The 26,184-nt window shown below is 44.1% G+C and carries 15 protein-coding genes and 4 tRNA genes; 9 read left to right on the plus strand and 10 right to left on the minus strand.

Annotation, left to right across the window (positions count from 1 at the left end; all coding sequences use genetic code 11):
• Positions 1 to 3: 3 nt before the first annotated feature.
• From nusG to LZF95_RS05070, 9 genes are all read right to left on the minus strand, one after another.
• The gene (gene nusG, locus LZF95_RS05030) at positions 4 to 561 is read right to left on the minus strand and encodes a transcription termination/antitermination protein NusG (protein ID WP_233753884.1); all 558 of its coding nucleotides are present in this window, start codon (positions 559 to 561) and stop codon (positions 4 to 6) included.
• A gap of 18 nt (positions 562 to 579) precedes the next feature.
• Positions 580 to 768 carry a preprotein translocase subunit SecE gene (gene secE, locus LZF95_RS05035; RefSeq protein WP_091692128.1) on the minus strand — a complete coding sequence of 63 codons (189 nt, stop codon included), beginning with the start codon at positions 766 to 768 and terminating at the stop codon, positions 580 to 582.
• A 16-nt stretch (positions 769 to 784) separates the two neighbouring features.
• Positions 785 to 858, minus strand: a tRNA-Trp gene (locus LZF95_RS05040).
• A gap of 120 nt (positions 859 to 978) precedes the next feature.
• The gene (tuf, locus tag LZF95_RS05045) at positions 979 to 2,166 is read right to left on the minus strand and encodes an elongation factor Tu (protein ID WP_233753885.1); all 1,188 of its coding nucleotides are present in this window, start codon (positions 2,164 to 2,166) and stop codon (positions 979 to 981) included.
• A 62-nt stretch (positions 2,167 to 2,228) separates the two neighbouring features.
• Positions 2,229 to 2,300 (minus strand) — tRNA-Thr (locus tag LZF95_RS05050).
• A gap of 44 nt (positions 2,301 to 2,344) precedes the next feature.
• Positions 2,345 to 2,417: transfer RNA gene (locus tag LZF95_RS05055), tRNA-Gly, on the minus strand.
• A 140-nt stretch (positions 2,418 to 2,557) separates the two neighbouring features.
• Positions 2,558 to 2,640: transfer RNA gene (locus LZF95_RS05060), tRNA-Tyr, on the minus strand.
• Positions 2,641 to 2,789: 149 nt separating this feature from the next.
• Positions 2,790 to 3,674, minus strand: a complete 885-nt coding sequence (locus LZF95_RS05065) for a HEAT repeat domain-containing protein (RefSeq protein ID WP_233753886.1) — start codon at positions 3,672 to 3,674, stop codon at positions 2,790 to 2,792.
• A gap of 60 nt (positions 3,675 to 3,734) precedes the next feature.
• Positions 3,735 to 5,423 (minus strand): M1 family metallopeptidase, encoded by a 1,689-nt coding sequence (locus tag LZF95_RS05070; RefSeq protein ID WP_233753887.1) that lies wholly within the window; start codon positions 5,421 to 5,423, stop codon positions 3,735 to 3,737.
• A gap of 66 nt (positions 5,424 to 5,489) precedes the next feature.
• Between LZF95_RS05070 and LZF95_RS05075 the strand changes: the two genes are divergently transcribed.
• The 3 genes from LZF95_RS05075 to frr all read left to right on the plus strand — a co-directional run bounded on the left by LZF95_RS05075 (position 5,490) and on the right by frr (position 7,599).
• The gene (locus tag LZF95_RS05075; RefSeq protein ID WP_233753888.1) at positions 5,490 to 5,984 is read left to right on the plus strand and encodes an acetyl-CoA carboxylase biotin carboxyl carrier protein subunit; all 495 of its coding nucleotides are present in this window, start codon (positions 5,490 to 5,492) and stop codon (positions 5,982 to 5,984) included.
• A 332-nt stretch (positions 5,985 to 6,316) separates the two neighbouring features.
• Entirely contained in the window at positions 6,317 to 7,027 is a 711-nt protein-coding gene (gene pyrH / locus LZF95_RS05080; RefSeq protein ID WP_233753889.1) for a UMP kinase, read from the plus strand.
• An 11-nt stretch (positions 7,028 to 7,038) separates the two neighbouring features.
• A complete protein-coding gene (gene frr / locus LZF95_RS05085; RefSeq protein WP_233753890.1) occupies positions 7,039 to 7,599 on the plus strand; it encodes a ribosome recycling factor in 561 nt (186 codons plus the stop codon).
• Positions 7,600 to 7,832: 233 nt separating this feature from the next.
• On the opposite strand, the gene LZF95_RS05090 is transcribed toward frr, so the two are convergent.
• Positions 7,833 to 10,490 carry a DUF5686 and carboxypeptidase regulatory-like domain-containing protein gene (locus LZF95_RS05090; RefSeq protein ID WP_233753891.1) on the minus strand — a complete coding sequence of 886 codons (2,658 nt, stop codon included), beginning with the start codon at positions 10,488 to 10,490 and terminating at the stop codon, positions 7,833 to 7,835.
• Between the two features lie 618 nt (positions 10,491 to 11,108).
• On the opposite strand from LZF95_RS05090, the gene LZF95_RS05095 reads away from it, so the two are divergent.
• The 6 genes from LZF95_RS05095 to LZF95_RS05120 all read left to right on the plus strand — a co-directional run bounded on the left by LZF95_RS05095 (position 11,109) and on the right by LZF95_RS05120 (position 26,163).
• Complete coding sequence (locus tag LZF95_RS05095) at positions 11,109 to 14,099, plus strand: SusC/RagA family TonB-linked outer membrane protein (protein WP_233753892.1); 2,991 nt, start codon at positions 11,109 to 11,111, stop codon at positions 14,097 to 14,099.
• 16 nt (positions 14,100 to 14,115) lie between these two features.
• On the plus strand, positions 14,116 to 15,603 hold the full coding sequence (locus LZF95_RS05100; protein WP_233753893.1) for a RagB/SusD family nutrient uptake outer membrane protein: 1,488 nt from the start codon (positions 14,116 to 14,118) through the stop codon (positions 15,601 to 15,603).
• A gap of 164 nt (positions 15,604 to 15,767) precedes the next feature.
• On the plus strand, positions 15,768 to 19,052 hold the full coding sequence (locus LZF95_RS05105; RefSeq protein ID WP_233753894.1) for a VCBS repeat-containing protein: 3,285 nt from the start codon (positions 15,768 to 15,770) through the stop codon (positions 19,050 to 19,052).
• Positions 19,039 to 19,599 carry a hypothetical protein gene (locus LZF95_RS05110; protein ID WP_233753895.1) on the plus strand — a complete coding sequence of 187 codons (561 nt, stop codon included), beginning with the start codon at positions 19,039 to 19,041 and terminating at the stop codon, positions 19,597 to 19,599. Before LZF95_RS05105 ends, LZF95_RS05110 begins: the two co-directional genes overlap by 14 nt.
• Positions 19,596 to 22,904 carry a VCBS repeat-containing protein gene (locus LZF95_RS05115; protein WP_233753896.1) on the plus strand — a complete coding sequence of 1,103 codons (3,309 nt, stop codon included), beginning with the start codon at positions 19,596 to 19,598 and terminating at the stop codon, positions 22,902 to 22,904. Before LZF95_RS05110 ends, LZF95_RS05115 begins: the two co-directional genes overlap by 4 nt.
• A 1-nt stretch (position 22,905) precedes the next feature.
• Positions 22,906 to 26,163 (plus strand): VCBS repeat-containing protein, encoded by a 3,258-nt coding sequence (locus LZF95_RS05120; protein WP_233753897.1) that lies wholly within the window; start codon positions 22,906 to 22,908, stop codon positions 26,161 to 26,163.
• Positions 26,164 to 26,184 lie beyond the last annotated feature (21 nt).

Raw genomic sequence — 26,184 nt, forward strand, 5'->3', positions numbered from 1 at the left:
TGCTTAGTCTTGTTTTTCTACTTGTATAAAGTTTAATTCAACAGGAGTATTTCGGCCGAAGATCTTAACCATAACATTAAGCTTCTTCTTATCCTCAAATATCTCCTCTATTGTTCCGGTAAATCCACTGAAAGGACCGTCCATCACTTTGACAGTCTCTCCGACTATAAATGGTGTATCCAGTTTCTCTGCGAACTCATCAATCTCCTCAACCTTACCTAAAATACGGTTGATTTCCGACTGACGAAGTGGCTCAGGGGTTTTGGAAGCCCCACCTGAGTTGGATCCTAAGAAACCGATTACTCCCGGAATACTTGTAATTACGTGATTGGCCTCACCATTGGAGAGATCCGCGTTGACCAAAACGTATCCCGGAAAGAAATTTCTCTCCCTGACGCGCTTTTTGCCATTCCGCATCTCATATACTTTCTCGGAGGGTATCAAGACCTCAGGAATAAAATCGCCAATATCCTGTCTGGTAATCTCATTATCCAGATAGGTTTTAGTTTTTTTCTCCTGCCCCGCTACTACTCTGAGTACGTACCATTTATGTTCAGCCATTCTGTAATGTCAATTCAATTAGAATAAATCATAAAACCATGTCATGATGTTCTCAAATCCAAGATCTACCACGCCTATAAACAAGGCGAAGATCAAAGATGCTACCAACACCAGTACCGCACTATTCTGAAGAAATGAAAATTTCGGCCAAGTGACCTTATTCACCATCTCATCATAAGATTCGAGGACAAAGTTTTTTAGATTCATAGTGTACTTAACTTACTGGCACGGGCAGAGAGATTCGAACTCCCATCAACGGTTTTGGAGACCGCTATTCTGCCGTTGAACTATGCCCGTGTAAATGAACGCCCCGCTAAATGGGAACGCAAAATTAGGTATTGATTCATTAAGAAACAAATGCGATCCCAAAATATTTGAGATCGCATTGTATATTATTAATCAATCAGTGATTGATGATTAGTCAAGGATTTCAGTAACCTGACCGGCTCCCACGGTTCTACCACCCTCACGGATCGCAAAACGAAGACCTTTCTCAAGAGCAACCGCATTAAGCAAAGTCACCTCGATAGTCACGTTATCACCTGGCATTACCATCTCCACGTTCTCTGGAAGTTTGATCTCACCGGTTACGTCGGTAGTTCTAAGGTAGAACTGTGGACGGTATTTGTTGAAGAATGGAGTGTGACGTCCACCTTCTTCTTTTGAAAGAACGTAAACTTCAGCGTTGAAGTGGGCGTGAGGCTTCACAGATCCTGGCTTACAGATAATCATACCACGTTTGATCTGGGATTTTTCAATACCTCTTAGCAATAGACCTACGTTGTCACCAGCTTCACCTCTGTCAAGGATCTTACGGAACATCTCAACACCGGTAACTGTGGACTTAAGTCCTTCAGCACCCATACCGATGATATCCACAGGCTCACCAGAGTTGATTACCCCTCTTTCGATTCTACCAGTAGCCACAGTACCACGGCCAGTGATAGAGAATACATCCTCTACAGGCATCAAGAAGTCTTTGTCAACTGCTCTTTCAGGAAGAGGGATATAAGAATCGACAGCACTCATCAATTCCATTACAGTGTTTACCCACTTTTCTTCACCGTTCAATGCACCAAGTGCAGAACCGGCGATTACAGGGATGTTGTCACCGTCAAATTCATAGAAAGAAAGTAGTTCTCTGATTTCCATTTCCACAAGCTCAAGAAGCTCAGGATCGTCCACCATATCCACTTTGTTCATAAATACCACTAGCTGAGGTACACCTACCTGGCGAGCCAAAAGGATGTGCTCTCTAGTTTGAGGCATAGGTCCGTCAGTAGCAGCCACTACCAGGATAGCGCCGTCCATTTGGGCAGCACCCGTTACCATGTTCTTAACGTAATCAGCGTGACCTGGACAATCTACGTGAGCGTAGTGTCTGTTTTCAGTCTGATATTCTACGTGCGAGGTGTTAATGGTGATACCTCTTTCTTTTTCTTCCGGAGCGTTATCGATAGAAGAAAAGTCTCTTAATTCAGATAGACCCTTACTAGCCAGTACGGTAGTGATGGCAGCAGTCAAAGTGGTCTTTCCATGATCTACGTGACCAATCGTACCGATATTAACGTGCGGCTTGGAACGGTCGAATTGTGCTTTTGCCATGCGTGAAAATCCTCAGTTTAAGTTTAAAGATATGTTTAATTTTTTCTTAATTAAGCCGAATGAGCCAACGAGGGGATTTGAACCCCTGACCCCTTCCTTACCAAGGAAGTACTCTACCCCTGAGCTACGTCGGCTTAGACTCTTATGCTTCCCCGGGGAAATCCCCGGAAAAACATAGAGCGGGAGACGAGGCTCGAACCCGCGACCTGCAGCTTGGAAGGCTGCCGCTCTACCAACTGAGCTACTCCCGCTTGTAATCTTTGTGACACTCTGCCCTTAGTATTACTGATTTGGTACAATACTATGGAGAGTTACTTCCATTTACCCGATCTATTTCGGATTTTTTTCGCCCAGCAAAATTAGAAAAAAATTTCGCATTTCGGCAATGGTGTGGGGGAAACAGGATTCGAACCTGTGAAGACATAAGTCAACGGATTTACAGTCCGTCCCAGTTGGCCGCTTTGGTATTCCCCCAACTAGCGCTACTTTTACCACCCTTTCCCCAGGCTTTTCTATCGTAACGGATGGCAAAATTATAGGCTTTTATTAAAGATTCAAAACATGTATTTCAAATTTGATGAAATTTTGACACATTTAAACCCAACCTTTTCTAAATCAATAGATTAATTTTCATCTTCCTGGGATTCTAAAAAATAATTGTAATACACAGACAGCTCTTTGTCCTTTTCCAAGCCGGCCACAACGCTTATTTTCTCCAAGGTCTCCACATTGTCTGAAAAACCCAACAGTGCCTGAAAAGCTCCCAATCTTATGAAGCTTTTGCTGTCATTCCGCATTATTTTCAACAAATAGTTCACCGCTTCTGCTTCCCCTTCCTCCGGATAACGACTAAAATATTCCCCAAAATAACCTAAAAAGTAGTACAACCCTTCTCCGTGCATGGCTTCCGCTTTGTCCATAAACCAATCCCCCTTGCCGGCCACCGAATCAGAGAGATAATAATCGGCTACTGGTATTACCATCCGGAAATTGCTTTCTCCTGCAAAACTTTCTAATGCTTCGGATTTTTCATCTGGAGAAGTGCTATTCACCAAGCCCATAAGGGCTGAGCCGGCAACCAAGTAGGAAGAGTCATTTGCGAGCTGTTTGAGCAGGGAAAAATGCTCATCCGGGGAATGGACCGAAAGCACGTCTATTGCTCCTGCCCTGACTGAATTCCTTTCATCCTGGGTCGCCATCATGATTACTTTTCCTGATAGCCCTGGGCTTTGTTCCAGCCAATCCGGAGCTCCCTGCAAAACAGCAAAGGCAGATTCCCTGATTGCCCAAAACCCATCTTCCAAGGCCTCCGGGAGAACCATCTTCAATTCTTCCTCAGCTCTCCAAGCCGCAAGACTATCCAATGCCTCATACCTAGCTATGCCTGACACTGAGGATCTGAACTGCTGTAGCATTTGTCCTGCGTCCATATTTATATACTTCTTGGCGAGTAAGTTTTTCTCTTCATCTATTAAAACCAGGGAAATAGGCGTATCATTGCCCACCACAAACTCCTGGGATGCCTTGTTGATCGTAAACTCCTTGGTTTTCCTCTCCTTTCCTTCATACTAGCTGACCTGAAGAGGAAGCTGGTAAAGTGGGGTTTCCGTCAAATCCTGGCGTTGTGATACGGAAATCAGGATGTTATTTGGATCCGAATAATCCACTTCGAAATGAAGCTCCGGATGCCCCTTATCCAGGAACCACTGATTGAAAAACCAATTCAAATCCTCACCGCTCACCCGCTCGAAAGCCAAGCGGAGGTCGTGTACCTCAACGGTAGAAAAGGCATGTGTCCGCAGATAAAACCGCAAGGCCTCGTAAAAAGCTTCCTTCCCCAGATGTTCCCTAAGCATATGTAGGATCGCACCACCTTTGGAGTAGCTGTGTGAATCAAACATGTCCTCAGCCTCCCCATAATCAAAGCGAATCAGATCCACTTGCTTGGTCTCTGCTTCCGCAAAATAATTTTCCATCTCAGCAACCAACTTCAGTTTTGCTTCATCTTCCCCATACTTGTATTCATTCCAGAGGAACTCACTGTAATTTGCAAATGCTTCGTTCAAGGTAAGGTTTGCCCAAGATTCTGTGGTCACATAGTCTCCAAACCACTGATGGAAAAGCTCATGGGCTATGATGTAATCCCATTCCGAATCGATTGCCTCCCGCTCGCTGAGACGCAGTTCCTCCATAAAAATAGAAACTGTGGTATTCTCCATCGCCCCGGACACAAAGTCCCTGACCACGACCTGATCATACTTTGGCCATGGGTACCTGACACCGAGTATATCAGAGAAGAAACCGATCATTTCAGGAGTGTTTTTGAACACTTTCTCCGCTCCTTTCTCATGCCCTTTTTCCACATAATAGCCTAAAGGAACACCCTCCCAATTTGCTTCCACTTTCCCAAAATCCCCAATGGCGAACGCAGCCAAGTATGCCGAATGTGGCAGCTTCATCTCCCAATAATCCCTCCTCATCCCGCCTTCCAGTTTTTCCTGTCTGACCAATTCCCCATTGCTTACAGACACCAAGGTATCTGGCAGCGTCAACTTAAGCAACTGGGTGAACTTTTCATTAGGAGCGTCTATGGTGGGAAACCATTTGGAATTATGTGCGGTCTCTCCCTGAGTCCAGATCATCCGTGGCTTGTCTGGGAGAGTGTCTAGGGGATCTATGAAGTAAAGTCCCTTGGCGTCTGAAATAGCCTCACTCCCATCCCCGGCATTTCGCTCTGGAAAAGCTATATAATCAAGGCTAATCCTGAAAGTGTCCAGCCTAGTCAATAACCTAGGAAGGTCCAGCCTGATCTGCTGCCCGTCATAGGTATAGTTGACCGGTTCACGATGATCGTTTTGGGCAAAAAACACACCATTAAACTCAAAATCCCGGGCATCCAGTACTAGTACATCTATAGGATGGAAATATGGGACAATGCTCAACTCCGCCTTGCCGATCACCTCCTGCCGGAGGTAGTCAAACGACAAGTCCAACTCCATGTGCAGCACATCAAAATCCCGCTTGGGAGTAGCGTTGTAATTTTCAATCGCAGCTTCCTTTCGGAAAATTATCTCTTGGTAAGCGACACTATCTGCCTTGTCTGGGTTTTGGTTCCTTTCAGCAACTGGATTTTCATTTATCTCCTGATCCAGGATCTGCCCCGACTTACATGCAGCTGCAGATGTAATTAAAAAAACAGCTTGAACTGCAATATAGCACCTCTTGATAATTAGCTTTTTTGCTGGCGATTGATTCATAGTAAATACAAATGAAAAAGAATTGGTTTTATTTGAAATTGTATATTGGGCATCAAATTAACGCGAATGTTTACAGTTACCATCCAAGGCAAAAGCTATTCGGTAGAAAAAACCGATGATACCATCCAAGTGCTCAGCAATCCGATCAATTGGGACCTTCAATGGATTTCAGATCGAAAAGTGCATCTTATTCATGAAAACAAGTCTCTGGAGGCAGAATTGGTGTCCATCGATAAAGAAACAAAAACGCTTCAAATAAGGCTAGGCCATAAAACTGCAAGTTTGCAAGTCAAGGATAGATTTGATCTGCTGCTGGAACAAATGGGGATGGGCAATCTAGCCTCCCAGTCCCTTAGAGAGATAAAAGCCCCAATGCCAGGATTGATCCTGGATCTGAAGGTGAAGCCCGGAGATAAAGTCAACAAAGGGGACGTGGTGCTGGTACTGGAAGCAATGAAGATGGAAAACATCATCAAATCCCCTGGTGAGGGGGTAGTGAAAGTTGTCAAAGTATCTCTTCACCAAAGTGTGGAAAAAAACCAAATCCTTATTCAATTTTAACAGCTAAGCCTAGCATAATGAATTGAAGAAATTATATTTGTCGGATTATTTTGCGCAGATCGGGCTTCCTCCGATCAGTCCTCAGTTTTTAATAGGAATGTTTGTGAACAAGGAACTGGAAGCGGAATGCCTCAAATAATTGTATTGAAACGATAATTCACCTCTGAAAAACCAGACCATATACATAAAATCAAGCCTGTCTGAGGCAGACTGGAGCTACCATTGAAAACTAAATACACTTATGGAATCGAGCATGTCGAAAACGGCACACACTAGGATGATTATCCCATATGCGAGATTCCATGTGGCCTTTAAAAACAAATTATAATCACATGAAATACAAGAGAATACTGCTCAAACTCAGTGGAGAAGCCTTAATGGGAGACAAGAATTACGGGATTGACCCTACTAGACTTCAGCAATACACTCAGGAGATCAAGAAAGTACATGACATGGGTGTGGAAGTAGCGATTGTGATCGGCGGAGGCAATATTTTCAGAGGAGTACAAGCCGAGAAATCCGGTATAGACCGTGTACAAGGTGATTATATGGGAATGCTGGCAACATTGATCAATGCGATGGCATTGCAAAGTGCCCTGGAACAGGGCGGTATGTACACACGCCTGATGTCGGGAATTAAAATCGAAAGCGTATGTGAGCCATTTATCCGCAGAAGGGCTATCCGACATCTGGAAAAAGGCCGCATAGTCATCTTTGGTGCGGGGATCGGCAACCCTTATTTCACTACGGATTCCACTGCAGCCCTGAGAGCTATAGAAGTGGAAGCAGATATAGTATTGAAGGGTACCCGAGTGGACGGCGTCTATACTGCCGATCCTGAAAAAGACCCAACAGCCACCAAATACAAAACTATTTCGTTCCAGGAAGTGTATGAGAAAAACCTCAACGTCATGGACATGACGGCCTTTACCCTTTGCCAGGAAAACAACCTCCCGATCGTCGTTTTTGACATGAACGTAGCAGGAAATCTCAGCGAATTGGTCAAAGGCGAAGAAATTGGTACTTTAATCAACTCTTTTTAAGTTTAACAATCATGGAAGAAATCGAACTATACTTAGACGAAGCAAAAGAATTGATGCAGAAAGCAGTGGACCACACCGCATCTGAACTTTTGAAAATCCGTGCAGGAAAGGCCATGCCTAATCTACTGGATGGCATCATGGTACAATATTACGGAGCCAACACCCCGTTGAACCAGGTATCCTCAGTGAATACTCCTGATGCACGAACACTATCCATCAAACCCTTTGAGCGTACAATGATCTCCGAGATTGAGAAGGCTATTGTCAATTCGGATCTGGGTCTTGCTCCACAGAATAATGGGGAAGTAATCATCCTCACCATTCCGGCTCTTACGGAAGAACGACGTATCTCCCTGGTAAAACAGGCAAAGCATGAATGCGAAGGGGGGAAAATCTCCCTACGAACCGTTCGCAAAGAAACCAATGACGAATTGAAAAAACTCCAAAAAGAAGGCGTTGCAGAAGATGAAATAAAGAGAGCTGAGGATGTGGTACAAAAACTGACAGATCAATTCTCTGCCAAAATAGATGAGCTACTTGCCAAAAAAGAAACAGACATCATGAAGGTCTAAAAAAATTGTAACATCCATCACTGATACCAGTAACCTCAAATCCTTTGCTTTACTGGCTTTAAGGTCGATACTTCGACTTCGCTCAGTACAAGCGGGTGACGGATGACCATAGTTGCTTTCGTAGGTGTTTCCCCTATCCTTTATGGTTTTTATCCCTGATAGGGAAGTGGATAATACTGTTAAAATCAAAACCCGGTTTTCAGGCCGGGTTTTTGGGTTCCTATAACTTTCCCCTAATTATCAAAATTAACATTGATAAAGGTGGCTATTCCAAAACGTACTCCACCACGGAGAAATTCTGAATTTTCGAAGCCGGCTCCCATTTCCACGCGGAAAATCCTGAACAGGTTATCCAATGAATATCCTACTTCCCAGTAGTGGGGCGAGTTGTCTGTTTTCAGATAATTGAAAAAGATATTTTCTCTTACGCCAGAGAACCTGAGCATAGGCAACTGGGTGAAAATAAACTTTCTAAACTGGTAATGTACGATTCCGGAGAAATACTTGGAGTTGGTGCTGTATTTATAATAATCCATAAACCGGTAATTCGATGCCGGCCCGAAGTTGGAGAAAATAGTCCTGTTCCCTCCGAAATGCTGGAAATCTGGAAAGTAAACCTGGTCATTCGTGAGGAATGCTCCTGCAGTGAGGTTAAAGTCCAGTTTGCCACTTACCCCAAAGGTATAATTGTGCTGTATCCCCATCTCCAGCTGGTCAAAATCAGCAGCGGCGCCATCCGAGGAGATCCCTCCAAAAGCTTTGTTATAGCTTAACCTAATCAAGGGAGAACGATCCGATATAGCATACTTTCTGCCATTCCTGATACCGTATCTAATTCCCGGCCGCCATTCCAGTTCAGTGTTCAATTTCAGTATATCATGATCGGCAAACGACACCGGATCCGTTTCTACATTCTCCGGGGCGTTAGGGGTATATTCCCTACCCTCTTTATTGTAGAAGCTGTAATTATTCGTATTGAATAATTCCCTACGTTGCGCATAAGTCATATTGACCCGATAAGTAATCCCTCCATTGACACGGTGGGCCCAGTAAGCCTGAGCAAAATCCTGCTCGTAAAGCTTCATATAGTTTTGCCTGAAAAACAAAGAATACAAAGCGTTCACCTGCTCATTGATGGGTTCTCCACCATTGAACTGATAGATATATCTACCCCCTCTCACGCCAAAGGTGGTCCCGGAAAGTGCCAGAGTACTGGACCATCTAAAATCTGCTTTTCCATAAAAGCGCTCACTGGAGAAACCATACCGCAATTCCGGCTCTATGTTGAAGCTTTTTCGAAGCACACTTACACTATCTGCTAGTTTGGTTTCAGAATATTTCCGGTAGAACAGTCCCATTCCCAGCTTGAAACCTTCCACTGTATTAAATGAAATCTTGGTCCAGTTTTGTCTGAATCCTAACGAAACACCTTTTCCCATGCTGTAGGATCCCCCATTCATAATATCGAGTGGTTTCAGTTTACGTTTTGCCTTCTTCGCCACAGAATCCACCTCACTCATTTTAGCAGACTCCACTGTGGCAAGACTATCGTCGCGTTGATACCCCTGGATCTCGCTTTCTGTCAGCGGCACGGGGCGGATACTGTCCCAATAGGCCTGGTTATACTTTTTGGCCATGCTGTCCACCTCATAGTAGCTTTCCTGTATCACCTCCGGTTCTTCCTGCTCTTTGATTGTTTCCTTCTCGTATTGGTTCAGTAGTTTGCGGTACTCTTTCCGGGTTTTTGGTTCTTCGGAGGCAAGCTGTTCCAGCGCTGAGACTGATTTATCGAATTTCGCAGCCCCGTCAGGAATATCCTGCACTTTTTCATCGATTATCTCAGGGACTAGCTGTAGATCAGGATTCAGTTCTATTTCATACTCCCGGGTAGAGGCCAGATACTTGAAATCCCCCTCAAAGCCCAACATTTTACCTCCAAACTCATAGGTGTGGGTGAGCGGCATCCATACATTCTCAGCCACGGGAGCATACTGCTGCTTGGCCAGAATCTTAAATCCCAACAATGATGTCTGCAGGTTGAGACTGTGGATAGCCCACAAATCATCGATGATGTAGATGTAGCCTTCAAACACCTGTTCGCCCCTTGACCGTGGAGTCACCTTTATTTTATTTACAATTACGTTCTGGTCCAGGAAGCTCCCTTCATATTGAAATTTATAATATTGAAATGCGGAGCGGGAAAGTGGAGAGATGATTCCATTGATTTTTTCCTGGTAGAAAGTAGTCTGTATGTACGGTGCCGGTGAGGTGGATTGATTATCCCCATTTGTGCGGATAGAGATTACCCTCTCCTCCACTTTGTTTGGCTGGGTAAAGGTAATTCTGGATACAGATTCAGAAGTATAGGCCTCATTGAGTTTGAGGCCTTCTTTTTCTATGGTTTTCTTAAGAAAAAATGGCGCATCCGTCAACTTCCCCGTTCCTTTGAGATAGACGGTCATGCTGTATTTTTGGATCTGAAGCCTGTGATATTTGGCTTTGGCTATAGCTTTGCGCATGATAGTCAGCGCAGGATCTTCAGCACCGGCTCTTACTTCCACTTCCTGCAAGGTATAATCCTGGGGCTGCAGCACGAAGTCCTTGGAGATCCATTCATCCCCCACTACGATGGTCTCCAGTTGGGATTTATATCCCAGGAATTGGACCAGTACATCATACACTCCCTTGGGAAGCTTATATTCATAATTCCCTTCCTCGTTGGTAGGCACTCCGTCCCCCAAATTCCGGATGTAAACTGAAGCATAAGCCAAGGGCTCTCCATCTGCAGTGCTGACCTTTCCGCGGACTCCTTGTGCTACCAAGTGGTGGCTAAAAAACATTCCTCCTAAAACAACAGAAAAGAAAAGGATTGACTGTATTGGTTTTTTCATAAAAGTCGGTTTGATCCTCAAGATAAAAAGCTTTTCAAAAACGGGCTTTATGACATTGTGGTTTTAAGATGATTTAGCAACAGATTTCTATGTAGGAAGTTAGTGTTTGGGATCCGATGTTAGCAGTTTGCAGTGGCAAATTCCCAGCAATACCGAGATAGAAGCAGGCAGTTATAGTTCTCAATCGCAGAGGTCATTCATAGTGTGATGTCAGGTGGCTGATACGAGTAGCCACTTCCGATCAGCTGGGATGGCTCATGTTGCTGTTTTACTTCTTGGACTACAACCTCCATGGCTAAGCTTACTTACCAGAAATTTTTATAAATGTTTCACAGATTAAAACCCTTTTGGAACTAAGAAATAAATATTTTCCGCTTTTTAGAAAAAAGTGGATTTAATGACTTTTAGAAAAAAGAAATCGATTTCCATTGACATAATCATAGGCAATCCATGGTATAATTACCGAATTCTTAAAATTTACTTTATTCTGTTAAAACCATTTTTCCCACATTCACTTTGGTGAAATGTTAAGAATTGCAAAATTAAAATTAATGCCAGACTTTAGGCTTGTAATCTATAGTCCAGTATCTGTTACTGGCTTGTCAACCAATAAACCTTATGATAAACTATTTACAAAAGCCAAAAGCGTTTCTGCTGGCAATGGCGCTATTTTTCTGCGCCACACTTGCAGCCCACGCCCAAAACAGGACTGTAACCGGAACAGTCATGGATCCTGCTTTCGGAGAACCAATCCCAGGAGCTACTGTCCTGATAAAGGGCACGACCCGGGGAGTGCCTACCGATATTGATGGCACGTTTACTATCGAGCTGCAGCCCGGGGACAATGTACTCGTGGTTTCATTCGTCGGCTACCTCCCTAAGGAAGTGGAAGTCGGCAATCAGACTAACCTGACCATAAATCTGGAGGAGGATATCCAAAGCCTGGAAGAAGCTGTGGTCATAGGATATGGATCACAGGACAAGAAAGAAATCACCTCTGCAGTGGTGGGAGTGAAGCCCGAGGAATTTAACCGGGGAAACATCGTCAATCCTGCACAATTACTACAGGGAAAAGTAGCCGGTCTTTCTATCACAAGACCAGGCGGGAATCCTAACAGTGGTTTTGAAGTAAGACTCAGAGGCTTGTCCACATTCGGAGCTAACTCCTCCCCGCTGGTAGTACTGGATGGGGTAATTGGTGCTTCTTTAGAAAATGTGGATCCAAATGACATCGAGTCTATCGATGTGCTTAAAGATGGTTCCGCAGCGGCCATTTATGGCGCAAGGGGCTCTTCGGGTGTAATTTTGGTGACCACAAACAAACAGAGTAAACGGGAGCCCACTACCAATGTCGCGATCAATTCCTATGGAACCATAAACCAGGCCACTAATCTAATCCCCACACTTTCTGTAGAAGATTTTATAGCAAGAGGAGGGACTGATTTTGGAAGCCGGACGGACTGGAGAGGAGAAATGCTCAGCGACTCCTTTTCTTCTTCTAACAGCGCCAGTATTTCGGGTGGGTTTAACAATACAAATTATCTCGCTTCTGTAAACTACCGGGATAACCAGGGCGTAATCAATGGAGTTGAAAACAAGAGACTTAATGCAAGGCTTAATTTACGTCAGGGAGCACTGGACAATAGACTGAGATTCAACATCAATCTTTCTGTCACCAATGAGGATCAGGAAAGAGTCAATAATGACGCGTTCAGATATGCCACCATTTACAACCCCACCGCTCCTATTTTTGAGGATTCTGAAGACTCTGAACGTTTCGGTGGGTATTTCCAGCGTTCTATTACTGATTATTTTAATCCTATTGCCCTTGTCAATCAGCAAAAGTTCGTAAGTGAGATTAAGTCTTCGCTTTTCTCTACCTTGGTAGAATATGATATCCTGGATAGACTTACGCTTTCCGCACAGTATTCTCAGGATACACGAAATGAACTTAACGGTAATTTTTGGTCTAAACAGGATTTTGCGGTAGGGTTTGGCGCAGGAGGATCCGCACAGCGCACCACCAATGATAGGCTCCGTCAGATATTTGAATCAACGCTACGCTATGAGCACGATTTCAACAACAACCTGAATATGACGCTCCTCGGTGGGGTGGGATTCCAGTCCACCAAAAACCAGGGCTTCAACGCCCGATCCAGACAATATCTCTTCGATACAGGATGGGACAACCTTGGAGGCGGCTCTATCCGTGTGGGGAACAATACGGAAATGTCTTCTTATGCTAACGAGGATCAGCTAAACTCATTATTTGGCAGAGCTAATTTCAATTATAGAAACACTTTCTTTTTCTCTGCTTCGGTGAGAGCAGAAACTTATTCGGGATTTGGGACTAACAATCAAACAGGGGTGTTTCCTGCATTCAGTCTGGGAACGGATTTCAATAGATTATTTGATCTGGGCATTGTGAGCCAGTTAAAACCTAGGGTGTCCTTTGGGGTGACAGGCAACTTGCCCCCATCTCCTACCCTTGCAATAGGTGCCTACACCAACGGCAACCGAATAGACCTTGACGGGGATCCCCAGACTACAAATGATGTGTATGTAGGAATAGTGCAAAGCTCAAATCCAAACCGTGATTTGAAATGGGAAAGTAAACAAGAGTTGAACTTCGGTATTGATTACGGGCTCTGGAATGACAAGGTATCCGGTAGTGTGGATTATTATATCCGAAACATTTCCGATTTGCTTTTCAATGTTCCTGTATCTCCCGGTACCCCCAACCAGTTTGACCCGGGTAGGTTCAATACCGTTGCCTCCACCTGGGTGAATCTGGCAGATCTTCGTGCCGCAGGGTTTGAATTTGCTTTGGGGGTCAACGCGATAAATCTAGGAAGGGTGAATTGGACTCCGAATGTAAACTTTACTATTTATGACAAAACTAAAATCGAGAGTTTCTCTTCTGGAGACCTTGGGTTCGATGAGCTCCGTTACGCCACACCTGGCTCCCCGGGGCAGAATAGTAATCCGATTATCTATAATAGGGTAGGTCAGACTCTGGGAGATACTTATGGCCCTATATTGGAAGGATACACCGAAGATGGGGATTACATACTTTCCACAGAAAACCCAGATGAATTTGAAAAAGTAGGTAATGGCCTCCCCAAAGGGGAGTTTGGTTTTGCCAACAGATTCGCCTACAATCAGTGGGATTTCAGTTTCTTCTTGAGAGGAGTTTGGGGCCACACCTTATACAACTCCTACAGAGGGTTCTACGAAAACGCGGATGGTGGTTCAAATGCATACAACTCTGTAATCACGGACAAGACCCCTACTGACCCCTTGGTAACAGCTGCCCCCACTTACAATAGCTCTTATGTAGAAGATGCATCATTCGTGAGATTGGACAACTTAGAACTGGGCTACAATTTCAATACTAAATCCAACAATATCAGCTTTTTGAGAGTTTACTTTGCAGCTCAGAATCTGTTTACGATCACAGGATATACCGGAGTGGATCCTGAGGCCAGACTCACTGATGCCAATAATACTAATGGCTTTACCACAGCACTATCTCCTGGGATCGAACGGATGAACACCTACTTCCAGATCAGATCGTTCACTTTAGGGCTATCACTTAATTTCAAATAGTTAAAAATAAATAGCTATGTCAAAATATATAAAAAACATCTTCCTATTGAGCTTAATTGTGCTTATGGGTGCCTGCTGGGAACTGGATCAAGAAGTGCTTGATGGAGTCACCCAGGAGCAAATCAACAACAGTACGGATCCAAATTTGATCCCGGTATTGAAAGCCTCTGCTTATTCTAGAATCATAGGAAGCTGGGGTGCAAATGAAAGTATTTGGTCACTTCATGAGGTATCATCGGACGAAGTTGTAGTACCTACACGTGGACCTGATTGGCAAGATGGGAATGCCTGGGTAAGGCTTCACAGGCACACATGGGAACCCTCTGAACCTTCGATCAACAATACCTGGAACTATTGTTACACGGCAATCGGTGAAATCAATAACCTTATTGTACAGTACCCAAGTTTTCCTGAGTTGAAAGCTGAACTATCTGTTTTGAGAGCACTTGTGTATTTTTGGTTAATAGATGTCTATGGAAATGTGCCTATTTCAACCGAGGATGATCTTGGATCAAATCCGACCAACAATTCTAGGCAAGAAGTTTTCGACTTCATTGAAAAATCGGTTAATGATAATATAGATCTACTAATTAAAGAGGATAGAAAAACCGTGTTGAATTACTATTCCGCTAAAGCAATATTGGCTAAGCTCTACTTAAATGCTGAAGTCTATACAGGCACCCCGAGATGGGCAGATGCAGAAGCTGTCGCTGACGAAATTATTGCAAGCGGTGTGTATTCACTTACTTCAAACTATTTTGAAAATTTCGCCACTTTAAACACTAGTTCATCTGAGAATATTTTGACTCTTCCTTATGACGAGAATAATGCGACTGGTTTCAATCTTTCTATGATGACACTCCATGCATTGAACCAGCAGACCTACGATCTACAAGAACAGCCGTGGAATGGCTATGCTTCACTGGAAGAGTTTTACAATACCTACGAAGATGAGGATGTGAGAAAAGACAATTTTATAGTTGGCCCTCAGTTCTCTTCCTCTGGGGAAAGATTGAATGACGCTTCCTTCGAACCCGAGGATCCAGATGGGGCACCACTTACATTCACCCCCAAAATCCGTGAGCTTACCCCTAAAGCTCTAAGGCAAGATGGAGCCAGAATAGGCAAATTCGAATTTGCCCCTGGATCGAATAGTAATCTCAGCAATGATTACCCGCTTTTCAGATATGCGGATATCATGCTGGTCAGTGCTGAGGCGAAATTCAGACAAGGCAAGGTAGCCGAGGCAACTGAAATTGTAAACCAAATCCGTGAGAGAGCAGAGGTGGAACCATTTACCAATATGACACTGGAAGATATATACGATGAAAGAGGCCGGGAAATGTTTGCAGAGGCGACAAGAAGAACCGACCAAATACGCTTCGGTAAATTTAATCAGCCATGGTGGGAAAAAGCCGCGTCTGAGCCTTATAGAAATATTTTCCCTATCCCTCAGATACAGATTAACTCGAACCCCAACCTGATCCAAAATCCTGGTTATTAATAAAATTTCAATTTCTTCAGAAAGGAAGTGTGCTTGAAAAGTACACTTCCTTTTTTCATCTGATTATAATTTGTCTTTTAAAGGCCATATGGAATCTCACATATTATAATCATCTGAGTGTCTGATCACGTACCTACGGATCATGCTCGATTTCATAAAACTGTATGGATCCCAGACTAGTCCTTTCACTTATTCTCTTTGCTTTGGTGTCTTGCACCCAGGAAAAAAGCAAGGAAATAAAGCTATTTGAGCTTTTGAAAAGCGATGATACAGGAATAGAATTTAGAAATGACCTAGCTTATACGGAACAGGTCAATCCCTATACTTTTAGAAATTTTTATAATGGCGCAGGGGTGGCACTTGCGGACATCAACCAAGATGGGCTCATTGATATCTTTTTTGCAGGAAACCAGACCTCCAATAAACTGTACCTTAACCTGGGAGGTATGAAATTCAAGGATATAACCATCGAGGCCGGTCTGGAAAGCACAGGTGTGTGGTCCACAGGCGTAAGTATCGCCGATGTGAACGGAGATGGTCTTCCTGATATCTACATATGTAAATCCGGGCCACTTGGTGGAGAAAAAAGGCACAATGAATTATTCATAAACAATGGGGACCTTACTTTTTCAGAACAGAGCAAAGCCTACGGACTGGATGAAATAGGATTATCCCAACATGCGGTATTTTTTGACTTTGACAAGGATGGGGATTTGGATATGTACTTGCTCAGCAATTCGCCCAGATCGGTAGGTATCTATGATCTTAGGATCGGACAGCGGGAAACCCGCGATCCGGATGGAGGCAACAAGCTATTCAGAAATGACGGTGGGGTATTTACTGACATCAGTGAAGAGGCAAACATCTACGGAAGCAGCATAGGCTATGGTCTTGGGGTAACAGTTGCAGATCTCAATCAGGATTCATGGCCTGACTTATATGTATCCAACGACTTCTTCGAGCGGGATTATCTGTATCTGAATAATCAGGACGGCACTTTTACGGAAGTTCTCCCTGCTCTTATATCAGAAACGAGTCTTGGATCTATGGGGGCTGACATCGCAGATCTGGACAATGATCTCCATCCGGACATATTTGTGACAGAAATGCTCCCGGCCACATTGGAACGGATCAAAACCAAAACACCACTGGAGGATTGGGACAAATACCAGGCAAATATAAACACCGGATATCACCGTCAATTCACCAGAAATACACTCCAAAGGAACTTGGGAGCTGATCCAGCAACGGGACATCCATCATTTATCGAAGTAGGAAGACAAGTCGGGGTAGAAGCAACCGACTGGAGCTGGGGAGCATTGATTTTTGATGCAGATAATGATGGGTTCAAAGATATCTTTGTTGCCAATGGAATAGTAAAGGATTTGACGGATTTTGATTTTGTGGATTATTATGCGCATAATCAGGGTAAGATCGCTTCAAACCGCAGAGACTCCACCCTACTGATCAACATGATCGATCAATTCCCCTCCAATCCCCAGCGAAACTTCCTTTTCAAAAATCTTGGCGAGTGGCAATTTGCCGACATCGCCGATTCTTCGGGGTTATCTATGCCCAGTTTCAGCACTGGTTCAGCATACGGCGACCTGGATAACGACGGTGATCTGGATCTGGTAGTAAACAACCTAAATGGTGAGGCGTTTATTTATAAAAACAACAGTAGAGAACTTAACCTAGGAAACTACATCCAGCTAGAACTAGGCAATAACTTCGGTGCCCAGGTCACTTGCTTTGTGGGCAAAAACACCTATTACCAGGAATATCAACCGGTCAAGGGGTATATGTCCTCGGTAGAGCCCAGACTTCATTTCGGATTGGGTGAAGCAACCCTGCTGGATTCCATGCAGATCAATTGGCCAAACGGAGACCAAACGATGTTAAAAGCTGTTGCGGTAAATCAGCTGCTTGTGCCTGACAGTAATGAGAGCGCACTTCGCACCGAGCATGCATCAGAGACAGCAAGTATTCTTTCCCTCTCTGAATTCAACATCCCTTTTCGGCATAAAGAAAGCCACTTCATTGATTTTGACAGGGACAGGCTCCGTTTCTGGATGATTTCCAATGAAGGGCCAAAGGCCGTCAAGGCAGACATCAATAAGGATGGTAGGAAAGACATCTTTATCCCAGGAGCCAAAGGACAGGCCTCCGCTTTATTTACCCAATCAACCGCCGGAGAATTTGACCCGGTAAACGCAGCTCTTTTTGAAAAGGATTCCCTTGCTGAAGACATTGTAGGTCATTTTTTTGACGCTACCGGGGACGGTCACCCTGATCTCATCGTGGGAGCCGGCGGGATAGAGTTTTCTGACAATTCGCCTTATTTCCGGGACCGGCTTTACCTCAATGATGGAAAAGGAAATTATTCCAAGTCAGAAGTAGTCTTTTCTTCCAAGCCAACTTCCTTTATTATTTCTGCTGATCTGGATGGGGATCAGGATGAGGATTTGATCGTGGGATACCGCTCCATCCCATTCGCTTATGGAATTCCTACTGATGTAGAGATTTGGCTTAATGATGGAAAAGGCAACTTTGCCAATTCTTCCAGTTCTTTTTCCAATGATTTGAAATCGCTGGGAATGCTAACAGATGGCAAGTGGACCGATCTAGATCAAGATGGCACCATGGAACTGGTGCTGGCAGGTGAATGGATGTCCATACGGGTTTTCAGTTATATCGATGGGGATTTTGTCGAAACCACCTCAAAATTTGGCCTTGAAAACACCGGCGGTCTCTGGAACACCTTGCTGGTGGACGATATCAACGGTGATGGCTTGCCGGACATTTTCGCAGGTAACTGGGGGCTAAACACACGTCTGAAAACATCCCCTGACAATCAACTTCAACTTGTCATTAACGATTTTGACCAAAATGGGACTATCGAACATATATTAGTATCCCATTCACAGGAAAAGTCTATCCCTTGGGTGATGAGAAACAGCTTATTAAAACAAATTCCCGGTTTGCGAAAACAGTTGCAGACCTATGCCTCTTATGAAAACAAAATACTAGAAGAGCTATTTCCGTCATCTATCCTCTCAAAATCCATAACTTTAAAAGTTGACAAGCTTGCATCAACACTTTGGATCAATCAGGGAAAAGGCACGTTCAAAGAAGCTGCTCTCCCACAGGAAATCCAATCCGCTCCTATTTATGCAATCGAAAAAAGCACTTCACAGAATGGGGGAAATCTCCTGTTTGTGGGAGGAAATCAAAGCAAGGTTAAACCAGAGTTAGGAAGTCAGCTGGGAAGTTATGGCTGGGTCCTGCAACAGAAAAACGAAGAAGAATGGGATGTTTTAATGCCAAAAGAAAGCGGCGTTAAAGTAGATGGAGAAATCCGCAGCATGCTTCAATTAGAAATAAACAACAAAAACCACTTAGTAGTATTCAGGTCGGATGATAAACCAAGTTTGTATGAAATTCACTAGCGGCATGCTGCTAGGTTGTCTTATACTAGTAGTTTCTTCATGTAAAACAGAGTATCAGAAACTTGAAGAAAAAGAACTTGCCTCAGGAAAGGTCGAGAACGAATTGTTTCTAGGACTGAAACTGGGCATGACAAAACGGGACTTCTTCGAAACCTGCTGGGAATTGAACAAACAAGGTAAACTAGTCAATGGTGGTTCTGAGCTTTCGGTGGTGTACCAGCTCGAATTGCCATCGGGAAATCAAGCTAAAATGCAGTTTTACCCAAAATTCTATGAGGACAAAATCTACCTGATGCCTATGGAATTTTCGTATGAAGGCTGGGCTCCCTGGAATGAAAACTTATCTGCAGATCATTTGCTGAAAGACACTATTGCCCAGCTGGAAGAGTGGTATGGTGAGGGTTTTATAGAAGTAGCAAATGAAGACCGTACTCAAGTGGCTTTCGTAAAAATCGACGGCAACCGAAGGATACGGGTCTTCAAAAAGCATATATCAAGTGTAAGGGCAGAAATAATTGACCTGCCAGTTCAGAAAAAAACAGAATGAAACCAATTACTATAAATACCGTTTATTTCTTTGCTTTTCTTCTTTTTTCTTGTGGGGAAACTAAAGTCAAGAACGATCCTACCCTATTTGTATCATTGGATGCGGAGGTTACAGGAGTAGATTTCAGAAACGACCTACCCTTCGACGAAGAATTCAACATCTTCACCTACCGGAATTTCTACAACGGGGGAGGTGTAGCCTTGGGAGACGTAAACAACGACGGACTGCTGGACATTTACCTCACATCAAACCTCGGAGAAAATAAACTATACCTGAACAAAGGCGATTTTCAGTTTGAAGATGTGACAGGAATTGCCGGTGTGGCCGGCACCCGTGCCTGGAGCACAGGAGTGGCCATGGTAGATATCAATGGAGACGGCTATCTGGACATCTATGTCTGCAACTCAGGCGATATCGCAGGGGACAACAAGCAGAATGAACTGTTTATCAATCAAGGAGACGGTACCTTCACTGAGCAAGCAGAAGCGTACGGACTGGCTGATCAAGGCTACTCCACCCATGCGGTATTCTTCGATTACGATAAGGATGGAGATCTCGATGTATATCTGCTGAACAATAGCTATCAGGCCATAGGCAGCTTCAATAAAATGCAAAATGAACGTCCAAAACGTGACCCCGTCGGTGGTGATAAACTGTTTAGAAATGACGATGGGAAGTTTGTAGATGTAAGTGAGGAAGCAGGGATTTATGGCTCCATTATCGGTTTTGGCTTGGGGATTACTATAGGAGATGTCAATCAAGATTCCTGGCCGGATATTTTTATCTCCAATGATTTTTTTGAAAAAGACTACCTCTACATCAATAATCAGGACGGGACATTTACAGAGTCACTGGAAAAGTCAATGCGCTCCATCTCCGCAGCTTCCATGGGTGCGGACATTGCGGATATCAATGGGGATGGCTTACTTGATATTTTCGTCACAGACATGCTTCCCGAACCTCAGGCACGACTGAAGCAGGTAACTACGTTTGAAAACTGGGACAAGTTCATTTTCAACAAGAACCACGGCTACCATTCCCAGTATTCCCGAAACATGCTCCACGTCAACAACGGAGACGGTACATTTAGTGAATTGGGCAGATTGGCAAATGTAGAAGCCACTGACTGGAGCTGGGGCGCATTGATCTTTGATATGGACAATGACGGCAAGCGGGATCTCTTCGTGGCCAATGGAATCTATCAGGACATCACTGACCTGGACTACCTGAACTTTATAGATAATGAGGAGACCAAAATCAAGATATTGACCCAGGACGGAGTGGATTACAAAGCACTCATAGATCCCATTCCCATCAATCCCGTCCCAAACTATGCCTATAAAAACATGGGGGACCTTGCCTTTGACAATGTGTCTGTAGAATGGGGATTAGGGGAACCGATTCATTCCAATGGCGCTGCTTATGGCGACCTTAACAACGATGGAACCCTTGATCTGGTGGTAAACAATGTAAACAACCCGGTTTCCATCTTTAAAAACCTCGGAAAAGATTTTTATCCTGAAAACCGCTCTATCCAAATCCAACTTGTAGGAAAAGGTCAAAACACCCAAGGTATAGGAGCTCAGGTCAAAATCCGTGCAGGGGATCAAATCTTCTATGCCGAACAAATGCCAAACAGGGGCTTTGAATCCTCTGTGGATCCCAAAATCACCATTGGTCTTGGCCCTATCGACAAAGTAGATCTCCTTCGTGTTTTGTGGCCTGACGGTAGTATTTCTCAATTGGAAAACGTACCTACGGATGAATTACTCACCCTTAGATGGGATGAATCCAGGGCTCTTGCCGATAACGAAAGCTTTTTCGATAAGCCGAGCGCTGGCTTTTTCCAAAAAGAGGAACAACATGCTATAGATTTTGTCCATGAAGAAAACTCGGTGGTGGATTTTGATAGGGACAGACTTACGTTTCACATGTATTCTACCGAAGGTCCGGCGTTGGCCAAAGCTGATGTAAATGGAGACGGTTTTGATGACCTGTATCTTGGGGGAGCCAAAGGGTTTCCCGGTAAATTATATCTAGGTTCCAAGTCCGGGAACTATACGCTTTCACCCCAAAGCTACATTTCCGATGATGCGATCTCCGAAGATGTGGATGCTGCTTTTTTTGATGCCAATGGAGATGGAAGCATGGATCTGATCGTGGTTTCAGGAGGAAATGAGTCCGGGCTGAATACCCCGGAGCTGGCGGACAGGCTGTACCTCAACGACGGCAAAGGCAATTTCACTAAAAACAACCAGGCAGGGTTCAATTCCAAGCGGGGCAGCAGCTCAGTAGTTCAAGTGCTCGACCTGAATCAGGATGGAGCACCTGATCTATTCATCGGAGGACGGCTGGTACCGTTTGTATATGGCGCTCCTGCCAGCAGCAGCATCTGGATCAATGACGGCAAGGGCAATTTCACAGATCAAACAGCTTCTTTTGCTCCTGAAATGAAGGAGATAGGCATGATCACTGACGCCAAAATAGTGGACTGGGATAATGATGGCGTGGAAGACCTGATCCTGGTCGGTGAATGGATGGCTCCGGTTTTCTTCAAAAATACGGGCACAACTCTTCAAAAAATCGAAATGCCTGAACTAAACCACCTGAAAGGCTGGTATAGAACCTTGGAAATAGCGGATCTGGATGGCAATGGACTTCCTGACTTGATAATCGGCAATAACGGGTTGAATTCACGCTTTAAAGTCTCTGAAAGTACTCCCTTGAAGATGTACCTCAATGATTTTGACCAAAATGGATCCATCGAACATATTTTCACACGGCAGGAAGGTGAAGTGCAGGTTCCCTACACGCTGAAGCATGAACTGGAAAAACAAATCCCATCGATACGCAAAAAATATATGCGCTACAGTGCCTACAACAATCAGGTGCTTACGGATATTTTCCCCAAGGAAATCCTAGATAAATCCATCATCAATGAAATGAACAACCTGCAATCTGGCGTGCTGATGAATGAAGGGAATGGTAAATTCACTTGGAAGCCTTTCCCCAGAATGGCGCAGCGTTCTTACATCTTTGCCATCCATAGCGAGGATCTTAATGGGGATGGAAAAATCGATTTGATCTTGGGAGGCAACCTGTTCCATGCCAAGCCAGAAGTCGGTAAGTATGACGCTAGCTATGGCGATGTCCTTTTGGGAAAGGGTGACGGGACTTTTGATTATTGGCCAAACGCAAAACATGGGCTGAAGCTAAATGGAGACATTCGCAGTTTTGCACCATTGGGTGAAGGCAGGCTATTGGTAGTGAAAAACAGCGCAGCCGCTGAGATTTGGAACTATTGAAATGAAGCAACTCTCCTACTTCATACTTCTTTCATTTGTGCTTTTATTTTCATGTGAAAAGAAAAAGGAAAAGCTCTTTGAACTAATGTCTGCTGACTTCACTGGCATCCAGTTTGAAAACATTCTTATCTCCTCTGATTCTCTGAACATCTTAGAGTACCTCTATTTCTATAACGGCGGCGGAGTGGCAGCAGGAGACATCAACAACGACGGATTGGTGGATTTGTATTTCGCAGGCAATCAAACCTCGAATCGTCTTTACCTCAATAAAGGCAATTTCCAGTTTGAAGACATCACCGAATCAGCAGGAGTAAATGGCGCAGGTGGATGGTCCACTGGGGTCACCATGGCTGACGTGAATGGAGATGGACTGTTGGACATTTATGTATGTCAGGTAGGTAATTACAAAGGAATAACTGGAAAAAACCTACTGTATATCAATATTGGAGATGGAAAATTTGAAGATCAGGCGGCAGCATATGGGGTGGACTTCGTAGGACTCAGCACCCACGCCGCTTTTCTGGATTATGATCAAGACGGTGATCTGGATCTTTATTTATTGAACCATTCCGTCAAATCTCCGGAGGTTTTCGCTCCGGCAGAGCAAAGGAAAAATCCAGATGCCATGGGCGACAAATTATTTAAAAACTTACTTTCAGAAGGGGAAATTGGCTTCCAGGATGTCACGGAAGCCTCCGGTATTTACTCCAGCATTTTAGGTTTCGGTCTTGGAGTCGGAGTGGCAGACATAAACGGAGATGGCTGGCTCGATATCTATATATCCAATGACTTCACAGAGAATGATTACCTGTACCTAAACCAACAAGACGGTACTTTTTTGGAAGTACTGGATAGCCTGATATCCAATACCAGCAGATACAGTATGGGAAATGATCTCGGAGATCTCAACGGAGATGGATTGCCTGAAATATTCACTGTGGATATGCTTCCATCCGACCCGGAAATCTGGATGAAATCTGTGGGTGAAGACAAGCCTGAGGTTTATGAGATCAAGAAAAAGTTTGGCTATTCAGATCAATATGTCCGAAACCATCTTCAGCTTAACCGGGGAGAAAGTGGATTCAGCGAAATTGCCCTTTATGCCGGAGTGCATGCTTCAGACTGGAGCTGGTCTCCGTTGATCGCTGACTTGGACAATGACGGACTACCGGATATTCATATTACCAACGGCATAGAAAAACGCCCCAACGATCTGGATTTTATCCAGTACAACCAGCGATCAGACCCAAAATTATCAGAAGAAGAATTTCGCAGAAAACAGGTGGAAATGCTCCCAACAGTCAAATTGGCAAATCTTAGTTTTCAGAATCAGGGAAACCTGACTTTCACTGACAATGCCGCAAACTGGGGCCTGGATCACCCCAGCTATTCCAACGGATCCACCTATGCGGATCTGGATAACGACGGGGACTTGGATTTGATCATCAATAACCTCAACCAGCCTGCATTTATCTATCAGAATCACAGTGAAAAATCAGGAAATGGCTTTCTCAGGATAAATCTCCAGGCCGAAGGAGCCAACTCATTTGGAATGGGGGCAAAAGTAGGGTTGCACTTTGAGGGGAAAAGTCTGTTCCAGCAGTATTCCGGAAGTAGAGGGTTTATGTCCGGCACTTCATCCACGCTGGTTTTTGGATTGGGGAAGCACCCATTAATCGACTCTATTTCTGTGAACTGGCCGGATGGACACCTGGAGATTTTTCACCACATAGCTATCAATCAAACGCTTACCTTAAAGCAAGGAGAAGGTAAAGAACACCTATTCCCAATACTTGAAAAAGCACAATATGATTTCCCACAAATAGCTTGGAAACATGAGGAGAAAACCTCCCTGGACGAAACCAAACGGGAATATCTTATTCCTAGAAGCTATGCCAGTATGGGGCCTGCACTGGCTATAGCAGATATAAACGGGGATGGACTGGAAGATATCTATGTAGGAGGAGCTCAGGATCAGACAGGAGCGTTATTTCTACAGCTTCCGGATGGGAGTTTTGTAAAAAAAGAGAATCCGATCTTTGACCAACTCAGCAAAGCTGAAGATATAGTGGCGGCCTTTGCTGACTTCAATGGCGACGGTTTCCCTGACCTGTATGTAGGCAGTGGTGGCAACGAGGTCCCTGTCGGAGCAGTCTTTAATTATGACCGATTGTACTTTGGAGACGGAACGGGGAACTTTCACTTCAGCCCCCAGTCAATTCCAATGATTGGGGAAAACAGCTCCACACTTGCCATTTATGACATAGATGAAGACGGTGATCTGGATATATTTGTAGGAAGTGCGGTAGTAAGTGGGGCATATGGCAAAAGCCCTAAAAGTGTATTGCTTATCAATGATGGCAATGGTTTTTTCAAAGAACAAACTACAGAGTGGTTTGGGGAGGATACTGATCTGGGGATGATCAACACGGCTGTGTGGGAGGATCTGGACGGCAATGGAATAAGTGAATTGATTCTTACAGGCGACTGGCAAGGCATTCGGGTATTTGAACGGACGGAGATCAAAACGCTAAAGGAAAAGGTGATGCCTGGTCTGGAATATTCCTCCGGATGGATCAATCAACTATACATAGCCGATGTGGATGGAGATGGGAAACTGGATATTCTAACAGGAAATCTCGGTCTAAACAGTAAACTAAAAGCAGAACGTAGTAAACCTATCTGGCTTTATTATGGGGATTTTGATAAAAATGGACAGACTGACCCCATCATCTTCCATTACATGGGAGAGCACCTTCTGCCCTTTCCCTCACGGGACGATCTCATCAAGCAGATCCCAGGCTTGAAGAAAAAACATGCCTACAATGAAGATTATTCCCGAATAAAAAGTCCTGAGGATTTATTTAGCGAGGAGACTTTGTCCGGGATCTCGAGATTCCCAGCCTATGAATTCCGCTCGGGCACCTACTTCCAGCAAGCCGATGGAAGCTTCCTTTTTGAGCCTTTTCCTTTTCCTGCCCAACTGTCTCCAGTACTATCCCTTTATTGGGACGAAAATGATAAAACAGTGTTACTTGGAGGGAATTTTTCAGGTTTCAGAGTTGACTTAGGTACCAATAAAGCATCCGCATTTTCTTCTTACCAATGGCAAGATGGAACCTGGGAACAAAAGAAATTAAAAACTACTATTCCAGCTAGATCAGAAATAAGACAACTTCATAAAATCACCGTAAACCAAAAGGGGTATGGACTGGTAGGAAGCAATTCAGGCCCACTATACTGGATCAAACTTTATTGACATCCTTTGTTACTTCCTTAA

This window comes from Algoriphagus sp. AGSA1, from assembly GCF_021390545.1.
Classification (GTDB): Bacteria; Bacteroidota; Bacteroidia; order Cytophagales; family Cyclobacteriaceae; genus Algoriphagus.

Bases quoted from the DNA above. Each gene is read 5' to 3' on its own strand.
- nusG (WP_233753884.1), bottom strand. From the start codon at position 561: ATGGCTGAACATAAATGGTACGTACTCAGAGTAGTAGCGGGGCAGGAG.
- secE (WP_091692128.1), bottom strand. From the start codon at position 768: ATGAATCTAAAAAACTTTGTCCTCGAATCTTATGATGAGATGGTGAAT.
- tuf (WP_233753885.1), bottom strand. From the start codon at position 2,166: ATGGCAAAAGCACAATTCGACCGTTCCAAGCCGCACGTTAATATCGGT.
- LZF95_RS05070 (WP_233753887.1), bottom strand. From the start codon at position 5,423: ATGAATCAATCGCCAGCAAAAAAGCTAATTATCAAGAGGTGCTATATT.
- LZF95_RS05075 (WP_233753888.1), top strand. From the start codon at position 5,490: ATGTTTACAGTTACCATCCAAGGCAAAAGCTATTCGGTAGAAAAAACC.
- pyrH (WP_233753889.1), top strand. From the start codon at position 6,317: ATGAAATACAAGAGAATACTGCTCAAACTCAGTGGAGAAGCCTTAATG.
- frr (WP_233753890.1), top strand. From the start codon at position 7,039: ATGGAAGAAATCGAACTATACTTAGACGAAGCAAAAGAATTGATGCAG.
- LZF95_RS05090 (WP_233753891.1), bottom strand. From the start codon at position 10,490: ATGAAAAAACCAATACAGTCAATCCTTTTCTTTTCTGTTGTTTTAGGA.
- LZF95_RS05095 (WP_233753892.1), top strand. From the start codon at position 11,109: ATGATAAACTATTTACAAAAGCCAAAAGCGTTTCTGCTGGCAATGGCG.
- LZF95_RS05100 (WP_233753893.1), top strand. From the start codon at position 14,116: ATGTCAAAATATATAAAAAACATCTTCCTATTGAGCTTAATTGTGCTT.
- LZF95_RS05105 (WP_233753894.1), top strand. From the start codon at position 15,768: ATGGATCCCAGACTAGTCCTTTCACTTATTCTCTTTGCTTTGGTGTCT.
- LZF95_RS05110 (WP_233753895.1), top strand. From the start codon at position 19,039: ATGAAATTCACTAGCGGCATGCTGCTAGGTTGTCTTATACTAGTAGTT.
- LZF95_RS05115 (WP_233753896.1), top strand. From the start codon at position 19,596: ATGAAACCAATTACTATAAATACCGTTTATTTCTTTGCTTTTCTTCTT.
- LZF95_RS05120 (WP_233753897.1), top strand. From the start codon at position 22,906: ATGAAGCAACTCTCCTACTTCATACTTCTTTCATTTGTGCTTTTATTT.